The 2,073-nt window shown below is 69.5% G+C and carries 2 protein-coding genes; both read left to right on the forward strand.

What is annotated here, in order from left to right; translation table 11 throughout:
• The coding region (locus V6M46_RS12070) for an acyl-CoA dehydrogenase (protein ID WP_332665304.1) at nucleotides 1-1,509 on the forward strand (1,509 nt) is incomplete at its 5' end.
• A 79-nt stretch (nucleotides 1,510-1,588) separates the two neighbouring features.
• Nucleotides 1,589-2,073, forward strand: a 485-nt coding sequence (locus V6M46_RS12075) for an FAS1-like dehydratase domain-containing protein (RefSeq protein WP_332665307.1), incomplete at its 3' end; no start/stop codon positions are given.

Consider the following 2,073-nt stretch of genomic DNA (forward strand, 5'->3'; position numbering starts at 1 on the left):
CGCCGCCAGTTCGGGCGCGCGCTGGCGGAGTTCCAGGCCGTCGCCCAGCAGATCGCGGACGTCTACATCGCCTCGCGGACGTTCACCCTGACCGCCGGAGAGCTCGTCCGCCGTCTCGATGCGGGCGATCCGGCCGGGGACGACCTGGCGATCGCGGCGTACTGGTTCGCCGACCGGGCGCCGGCCGTGCTGCAGATCTGCCAGCACCTCCACGGCGGCATGGGCGTCGACATCACCTATCCGTTGAACCGCTACTTCTCGGGCGTACGCGACATCGCTCGCCACCTGGGTGGCCCGGCGGCCCTCGCCGCGGTGCCGGTCACCGAGACCGCGGGCAAGAACGCCGAGCTCACCGCGGAGGAGCGGGCGTTCAAGCAGGAGGCGCGGGCCTATCTCACCGGGCTGGCCTCCGACGCCGACCGCGACGAGATGCGCACCGACCGGCACGGGCCGGCGTACCACCGGATCATCAAGCAGATGGGCGCCGACGGCTGGATGGGTGTCGGCTGGCCAAAGGAGTACGGCGGACAGGGCCGTGGCGTCATCGAGCAGCAGGTGTTCGTCAACGAGGCGGCGCGCGCCGACGTGCATCTTCCGTCCGTGACCCTGCAGACCGTCGGGCCGACGCTGCAGGCGTTCGGCACCCAGAAGCAGAAGGACATGTTCCTCGCCGACATCGTGAACGGCGACGTGCACTTCGCGATCGGCTACAGCGAGCCCGACGCCGGCACCGACCTGGCCTCGATGCGCACCACCGCCCGGCGCGACGGCGACCACTACGTCGTCAACGGACAGAAGATGTGGACGACCGGCGGCCACGTGGCCGACTACGTGTGGCTCGCCGTGCGCACCGACCCGGACGCGCCGCCGCATCGTGGGATCTCCGTGCTCATCGTCGACACCCGCGACCCTGGCTTCTCGTCGACGCCGATCGTCACGAGCGACCACTCGCACCACACCAACGCGACGTACTACAACGACGTACGGGTGCCGGTCGACATGCTCGTCGGCGAGGAGAACCGCGGCTGGCAGCTCATCACGACCCAGCTCAACCACGAACGCGTGATGCTGGGGCCAGCCGGCCGGATCGAAGGTCTCCGCGACCTGGTGCGTGAGTGGGCCACGGACCGGGTGGCTCCGGACGGCACCCCACTGCTCGAGGTCCCGTGGGTCCACGACGTGCTGGCGCGCGCGACGGCGTCGTTCCGCGTCAACGAGCTGCTCAACTGGGCCGTCGCCCGGGGCGCGGCGTCCGATCGGGCGACCGTCGCGGAGGCGTCGACGTCCAAGGTGTTCGCCAGCGACGAGGTGCAGCGACTCGGGTTGGCCCTGATGGACGTCGTCACGACGTACGGCGACCCGGCCGATCCGGCGACCGGACGGCTGGGGGACTACCTCGACGCGACGAGCAAGCGCAACCTGGTGCTCAGCTTCGGTGGCGGCGTCAACGAGGTGCAGCGCGAGCTGATCGCGATGTTCGGTCTCGACCTGCCGAGGGTGCCGCGATGAGCGAGCGTCAGCGAGCGAACAATCGGGCACTCATCGCGGTGCCGTCGTACTCTTTGCCCTTCATTACGGCGGTGCCGCGATGACCGACGACGACATCCTCAAGCTGGTCCAGGAGATCAAGGACCGTGGCAAGAGCCCGCGCCGAGAGGCGCCGGACCCGGTCAACGCGCCCATGATCCGGCATTGGGCCGAGGCGATCGGCGACGCCAACCCGCGGTGGGCTCCCGGGCCCGACACCGAGGCGCCGCCGGCGATGGCGCAGGTGTGGACGATGTACGGGCTCAACCCCGAGCGCATGCCCGGCGACCCGCTGCCCGACACGATGCAGGTCTTCGACGATGCCGGCTACACGTCGGTGCTTGGCACCAACTGCGACCAGACATATGCCCGGACGCTGCGACCTGGCGAGGTTCCGAGCATCAGCACGTACCTCGCTGACGTCGTGGGCCCCAAGAAGACCGGTGTGGGTGAGGGCTGGTTCATCACGACCAAGAGCGTCTGGACCGTCGGCGACGAAGAGGTCGCGACGATGACGTTCCGTGTCCTCAAGTTCAAGCCCGGCAC

It is taken from the genome of Aeromicrobium sp. (assembly GCF_036676885.1).
Lineage (GTDB): Bacteria > Actinomycetota > Actinomycetes > Propionibacteriales > Nocardioidaceae > Aeromicrobium.